Origin of the sequence: Brachyspira pulli (assembly GCF_036997785.1) — a bacterium.
Lineage (GTDB): Bacteria > Spirochaetota > Brachyspiria > Brachyspirales > Brachyspiraceae > Brachyspira > Brachyspira pulli.
The window spans coordinates 1-6503 of record NZ_JAWLQI010000100.1; the positions used below are offsets into that span (position 1 = coordinate 1).

Below are 6503 nucleotides of genomic sequence, written 5' to 3' on the forward strand. Positions count from 1 at the left end.
GCTATATTTTAGATCAAATTAATAACCTATCTTACATGTAAAACAATTTTAGTATGATTTAGTACTAATTTTATAATTGCACTTTCGCTAAGCGTATCCGAGCCTGTCAAGGATATAGCAACTTTGAAGAAGTCCGCAGAGCGTATGCGGCTGGAAAAAGTTGAATAAAAAAATGACAAATAAAGATAAAGTTAATGGGACTATCTCCCACAAATAGTCCCATTAACTTTAATGAACAAATAACTAATTAATTATTAAAGTAAAAAACTAAAAAACCGATAATTATATACGAAAAGGGGAAAATGTTACCCTTGAACGTTTAAAGCACCGCCTGTAATTTTAGGTTCTACTTCGACTGTAGCTGTTTTATCAGAAAAATTATTTCTAACAGTTACATTTACCCCGCCTATTGAAGTAACATAAGTATTAGTTGTGTCACTTGTTGTAATAGCTGTAACCATATTTGTAAACTCCTTTTAAAATATAGCTTTGTTCTAATTTTATTATACAATATTTATCAAAAATAAACAAACATTATTTTTTATTTTTTGTTTTAGAGTCTATATATAGCATGATTTTTAGTATGAAAAGCAAATATTGATTATAAAATTTTATTAATTTATAAAAAAATATATATTATAGAAAATAAATATTGTAGTATATGTTTTAAAGATGTTTATAATTTGATTGTTAATACTTGTTTTTGCTAAATTTTATGATAATATATTTTTTATGGATAAGAATATAAAATTAATAGCAACAGATTTAGACGGGACATTTTTAAATAGTGATAGTGAAATAAGCGATTATAATAAAAATGTTTTTCAATATTTGATGAAAGAGGGTATAGAAATAATACTTTCTACAGGCAGAGCTTTTAATGGTATGCAGCGTTATAAAGAGATAATTAATAATGATAATTATTCTATAGTTTCTAATGGTTCCATGATAGCTGATACTAATGGAAATTTTGTATACAATAAAGTAATAGATGAAAACTATTCTAAAGCAATAATAGATTTGCGTAAAAAGTATAAAGTATATTTGCATGTTTATAGCGGAGATAAATATATAGTTTCAGAGCCGGATTTTTATTATGAAAGATATATAGAAAAGGAAAATATCACAGATACTATAGTAGGACTTGAAAATATTGAAGATTTCAATTTCAGCAAAATGGTATTTATAGGCGATAATGATGAATTGTTAAAACTCCAAAATGAAATAAGGTCAAATTTTGATGTTCATACATCATTTTCTCACCCAAGTTTTTTAGAGATATTGGCTAAAGGAATAAATAAAGGAAGTGCCTTAAAATGGCTATGTGAAAAGAAAGGCATAAATAGAGAAGAAGTTATTGCCTTTGGCGACAATTATAATGATATAGAGATGATTGAGTATTCTGGTGTCGGTGTAGCTATGGGAAATGCTGAAGAAGATGTGAAGAAAAAGGCTGATTATGTAAGTTTAAGCAATAATGAAGACGGAGTAGGGAAATTTTAAAATAATTTCTTAAATTTGAAAATATTTTTATGATTTTTAATATTGTGAGTGTTGACATTTTTTTGTTTTATGGTATATTACTATCAATGTCTATGCGGGAATAACTCAGTTGGTAGAGTTTCTGCTTGCCATGCAGACTGTCGCGGGTTCGAGCCCCGTTTCCCGCTCATCTTGAACCCCAGTAGATATTTTTCTATTGGGGTTCTTTTTTTATATAATTTATTTAATTTTAAAGTTTAAAGGGTATTATTGAAAATGGATATTAAAGATTTAAATTTTGAAACTTCAACTGATGATAAAGATCTAGTTACACTTAACCTTACAATTTCTAAAGAAGCTTATGATAAAGAATTACAAAAACAAATAGAATATTATAAGCCTAGAGTTAATATTAAAGGTTTTAGAATAGGTCATGCTCCTAATAATATTATACTTTCAAGATATAGAGAAGCTTTGGAAGGTGCTACTAATGAGGTTTTAATAGAAGAAGCTTGGAATACTTATCATGATGAAAAAAATGTTAAGGCTTTAGGTACCCCTAAACTTTTAAATTTAGAAAATAAAGAAGACGGCTTACATCTTAGTTATGAATATTATCCTATACCTGAATTTGATTTGCCAGATTTAGCTTCAATAAGTGTAGAAAAAAATAAATATTCTGTTGATGACAGTGTAGTAGAAGAAGCTTATAAACTTTCTTTACAAAGATTCTCTCATTTTGATGAAAGTGAATCAAAATCAGAAATAGGCGACAGAGTTCAAGTAAAAATAGAATTCGATGATGAAAACAACAAAAAATACAATAAAGAATTAACAGTAGTTGCAAGCGATGATGAAGATGACAGTATATTCGCTAAAAATGCTGTTGGTGTAAAAAAAGACGATAAAAAACTTCTTACTACTTATGTAGACGGAGTAGAAGCTACTTTAATAATGAATATATTAAAAGTAGAAAAACCAGATATGAAAGATGATTCAAAAGAAGAAGACAGACAAAAAGTAAAAGAATCATTAAAAGACCATTTAGTAAAAAGAGCTGAAGATAAAGCTGACAGCGAACTTATAAATGATACTTTATTCAATAAATTAATAGAATTAGTTAATATAACACTTCCAAAAGGTTATTACGAAGAACAATTACAAATTTCTTTAGATGAATTTGAAAGAAGTATGTCAAGCAGAGGTATGAGCAAAACTGATTTCTTAATTTCTGTTGCTAAAACTGATGCTGATATCAAAAAAGAATATGAAGAAAGTGTAAGAAAACAAATAACTTTCGATATGATTATGGCTAAACTTGCTGAAACTTATAAAGATTCTATTACAGTAAATGAAGAAAAAGCAAAAGAATATGCTAATAGAATGTATCAGTATCAAAGCTATATGGGACTTTCAAAACGCCCTAAAGAAGAACAGCAAAATATTATTAACTATATAATGCGTGATGCTCAAAACAGAGCAACTTCTGAAGCTATTTTAGATTATGTAAAAGAGCATGTTAATGTTACAGAAAAAGATGCTGGTAAATTCAAACCAGAAGAAAATGATGTTTGGGGCGGATATTAATTTATAAATAGTCTTTAGAAATTAAGAGGAAATTATGGATTTGGAGAAGAATTATATGACTATACCTTATGTAATAGAACAGACAAGCAGAGGTGAGCGTTCGTACGATATATATTCGAGACTTTTAAAAGATAGAATTATCTTTTTGGGCGGAGAAATCAATGATGATGTTGCTAATATAGTTATAGCACAGCTTTTATTTTTGGAATCTGCTGATCCTGAAAAAGATATATCTTTATACATAAATAGTCCAGGAGGAGTTGTAACTGCTGCTTTAGGTATGTATGATACTATGCAGTATGTTAAGCCTGATGTTGCTACTTTATGTGTAGGACAGGCTGCTTCAGCTGGTGCTTTACTTCTTGCAGGCGGTGCTAAAGGTAAAAGATTTGCTACTGCTAATTCAAGAATAATGATACACCAACCTTCAGGCGGTTCAAGAGGTATGGTTACTGATATGGAAATACAATTAAAAGAAACTATACGTCTAAAAAGCATACTTAATAATATTATGGCTAATCATACAGGTCAGGATATTAAAAAACTTGAAGCTGATATGGACAGAGATTATTTCATGAGTGCTGATGAAGCTAAAGAATATGGAATAATAGATAAAGTTTTTTCTAGCAGAGAATAATATTAAATTAAATACAATAAATAAAGCTAATATTCTTTAATAAGTTTATTAGCTTTATTTTTTAATTTTTTTATTGCAATAGTTATATTATAATATAAAATATACTATCTTAACTTATTGCAGCTTTTATATTTTGTATAAAATAATATAGTTGAAAATTGGAGAATTATGTCTAAAAAGGGTAATGATAAAAAAGAAGTTTGTTCTTTATGCGGCAGAGAATTAAAAGAATTAAGCAGATATATTGAAGGTAATGAAGGATATTTATGTTCTGATTGTTCTGCTATAGCTAATGATTATTTTAATATACATTCTCAAAACAAAAAGAAAAGCAAAGAACATGAAATAACTATACTTCCTCCAAAGCAAATAAAATCTTTGCTTGATGAATATGTTGTAGGTCAGGATTATGCTAAGAAAGTATTATCTGTAGCAGTTTATAATCATTATAAAAGAATCACTCAAAATATTGAAGATAAAAATGATGTAGAAATAGAAAAGTCTAATGTTCTTTTAATAGGACCTACAGGAAGCGGTAAAACATTATTAGCAAGAACTTTAGCTAAGGCTTTGAATGTACCTTTTGCTATCGCTGATGCTACTACAGTAACTGAAGCTGGTTATGTAGGTGATGATGTAGAGAATATTTTACTTAGACTTATACAAAATGCTGACGGCGATATAAAATTGGCTGAAAAAGGCATAATATATATTGATGAAATAGATAAAATTTCACGTAAAAGTGAATCACGTTCTATAACAAGAGATGTATCAGGTGAAGGAGTACAGCAGGCATTATTAAAAATAGTAGAAGGTACTGTTGCAACTGTTCCTCCTCATGGCGGAAGAAAACACCCTCATCAGGATAATTTACATATAGATACGTCTAATATACTTTTCATTTGCGGCGGAGCTTTCATTGACATAGAGAAATCTATTGCAGAGCGTACATCAAAAAAAGGTTTAGGTTTTGCAGCAGAAGTTAATTCTATGGATAATCTCAATTATGATGAGATAATGAAAAGTATTTCAACAGAAGATTTAGTTAAATATGGTCTTATACCAGAGCTTATAGGAAGGCTTCCTGTTATAGCTACTTTAGAAGAACTTAAAGAAGAAGAACTTTTAAAGATATTAAAAGAGCCTAAAAATGCTTTAACTAAACAATATCAAAAATTATTCTCTTATGATAATATAGAATTAAAAATAGATGATGAGGCATTAAAATCTATAGTTAAAAAGACTATGGAAGAACATACAGGAGCTAGAGGCTTAAGAGCTTTATTTGAACGTGTTATGCTTGATGCTATGTATGATATGCCTACAGATGATAAAGAAAAACAGGTATTTGAATTGAATAAAGAATACGTTGACAGCAAATTAGGTATTACTGCCGAATAATTTTTATTCATAATCAAGGCAGTTACAAACAATTAATAATATTTTTACACTAAAAATATAAAATTGTTATCTTTTGTACAGTTTTTTAATTAATAAAAATAAATAATCAAAAATTTTTTTTAGGGGTTTTTAATGTTACCAGTAAATGATTTAAGAAAAGGCGACGCTATAATTTTAGATGGAGAAACTTATTTAGTTGTAGACGCACACTTTCACAGAGCACAGCAAAGAAAGGCAAATGTGAAAACCAAATTAAAAAATATGCTTAAAGGAAATATGATAGAAAAAACTTTTTCATCTACTGAAAGTGTTGAAGAAGCTGATATATCATATAAAAAAGCTCAATATCTTTATGAAGAAGGTAATAATTATGTATTTATGATTTTAGATAATTATGAACAAGTTCATGTAGATGCTGATATATTGGGCGACAGCAAATATTATTTATTAGACAATAGTGAAGTTGATTTACAATATATTAATGATGAGGTTACAGCAGTACGTTTCCCTATACATGTTATATTAGAGGTTACTTATACAGAACCAGGTTTCAAAGGCGATACTACAGGTTCTACTTTAAAGCCTGCTAAACTTGAAACAGGTATAGAAGTTAATGTTCCTTTATTCATCAATATAGGTGATAAAATTAAAGTTGATACTAGAGATGACAGCTACGTTGAACGCGTAAACAAATAATGTTTTATATAGTTTCTATTATATTAGCTTTATTTATATTAATAACTATATTCTTTGTAAACGTTAATTTTTTAATATATATTGCAATAGCTTTATTTATACTTCATATAATATTTACTAAATCTATTTTTATGACTATAAAAAAGCTATTGCATTTAATTCCTTATTTCTTAGCTATATTTATCATTCAGGCATTTAATTCCAGAGGCGAATATTATAATGTTTTTGGATTTTATATTGATAAAGTAGGTGCTGATTTTACTTTTATTTATTTTATCAGAATAGCTGCAGTTCTTTATTTTTTATCTATTTTCTTTTTGATAATGAAAAAATTAAAAATACCTAATGGTCATTTATTTGATGAAATGATTAGAATTAGTGTTTTTATGAAAATAGTAAAAAAATCTTTTTTATTAGAGTTTAATAAGATAAGAGATAAAAATAAAGATTTTAAATATAAACTTAATTTAATAAAAAATTTATTAGAGAATGTTTATAATGATTCTTTTAAACTTTATCCTTATGATATATTCATAAACTACTATAGACAATTAAAAAAATAAATTGTACCTAAACAACTATATTTTGTCAAAAATAATTTTTTTAAATTTAAAATATTTTCAGAGCTTTGCCCACCACGCTGTGTTTTTACGCAGCCCCCCAGTTCTTTTACCGACGCTCTGCGTATTGTAGGCAGCAA

General features: G+C 27.6%; 7 protein-coding genes and 1 tRNA gene. 7 read left to right on the forward strand and 1 reads right to left on the reverse strand.

Translation table 11 applies throughout. From position 1 onward, the window contains the following. Positions 1-305: 305 nt before the first annotated feature. Positions 306-461 (reverse strand): hypothetical protein, encoded by a 156-nt coding sequence (locus R4K56_RS14170; RefSeq protein ID WP_335758271.1) that lies wholly within the window; start codon positions 459-461, stop codon positions 306-308. A 271-nt stretch (positions 462-732) separates the two neighbouring features. Here R4K56_RS14170 and R4K56_RS14175 point away from each other — a divergent pair, with 271 nt between their 5' ends. The 7 genes from R4K56_RS14175 (at position 733) to R4K56_RS14205 (ending at position 6366) form a co-directional block, all read left to right on the forward strand. Continuing rightward, on the forward strand, positions 733-1503 hold the full coding sequence (locus R4K56_RS14175) for a Cof-type HAD-IIB family hydrolase (protein ID WP_335773090.1): 771 nt from the start codon (positions 733-735) through the stop codon (positions 1501-1503). 94 nt (positions 1504-1597) lie between these two features. Then, positions 1598-1670 (forward strand) — tRNA-Gly (locus R4K56_RS14180). Positions 1671-1758: 88 nt separating this feature from the next. After that, a complete protein-coding gene (locus tag R4K56_RS14185) occupies positions 1759-3069 on the forward strand; it encodes a trigger factor (protein ID WP_335773089.1) in 1311 nt (436 codons plus the stop codon). A gap of 55 nt (positions 3070-3124) precedes the next feature. Beyond that, on the forward strand, positions 3125-3706 hold the full coding sequence (clpP, locus tag R4K56_RS14190; protein WP_008723572.1) for an ATP-dependent Clp endopeptidase proteolytic subunit ClpP: 582 nt from the start codon (positions 3125-3127) through the stop codon (positions 3704-3706). Between the two features lie 168 nt (positions 3707-3874). Then, the gene (clpX, locus tag R4K56_RS14195; RefSeq protein WP_335758268.1) at positions 3875-5107 is read left to right on the forward strand and encodes an ATP-dependent Clp protease ATP-binding subunit ClpX; all 1233 of its coding nucleotides are present in this window, start codon (positions 3875-3877) and stop codon (positions 5105-5107) included. Positions 5108-5239: 132 nt separating this feature from the next. Next, complete coding sequence (efp, locus tag R4K56_RS14200) at positions 5240-5803, forward strand: elongation factor P (protein WP_335761015.1); 564 nt, start codon at positions 5240-5242, stop codon at positions 5801-5803. Continuing rightward, a complete protein-coding gene (locus tag R4K56_RS14205) occupies positions 5803-6366 on the forward strand; it encodes an energy-coupling factor transporter transmembrane component T family protein (RefSeq protein WP_335758266.1) in 564 nt (187 codons plus the stop codon). Before efp ends, R4K56_RS14205 begins: the two co-directional genes overlap by 1 nt. Positions 6367-6503 lie beyond the last annotated feature (137 nt).

Excerpts from the sequence above, each read along its gene's own strand:
- clpX (WP_335758268.1), top strand. The coding sequence starts at position 3,875 with ATGTCTAAAAAGGGTAATGATAAAAAAGAAGTTTGTTCTTTATGCGGC.
- efp (WP_335761015.1), top strand. The coding sequence starts at position 5,240 with ATGTTACCAGTAAATGATTTAAGAAAAGGCGACGCTATAATTTTAGAT.
- R4K56_RS14175 (WP_335773090.1), top strand. The coding sequence starts at position 733 with ATGGATAAGAATATAAAATTAATAGCAACAGATTTAGACGGGACATTT.
- clpP (WP_008723572.1), top strand. The coding sequence starts at position 3,125 with ATGACTATACCTTATGTAATAGAACAGACAAGCAGAGGTGAGCGTTCG.
- R4K56_RS14170 (WP_335758271.1), bottom strand. The coding sequence starts at position 461 with ATGGTTACAGCTATTACAACAAGTGACACAACTAATACTTATGTTACT.
- R4K56_RS14185 (WP_335773089.1), top strand. The coding sequence starts at position 1,759 with ATGGATATTAAAGATTTAAATTTTGAAACTTCAACTGATGATAAAGAT.
- R4K56_RS14205 (WP_335758266.1), top strand. The coding sequence starts at position 5,803 with ATGTTTTATATAGTTTCTATTATATTAGCTTTATTTATATTAATAACT.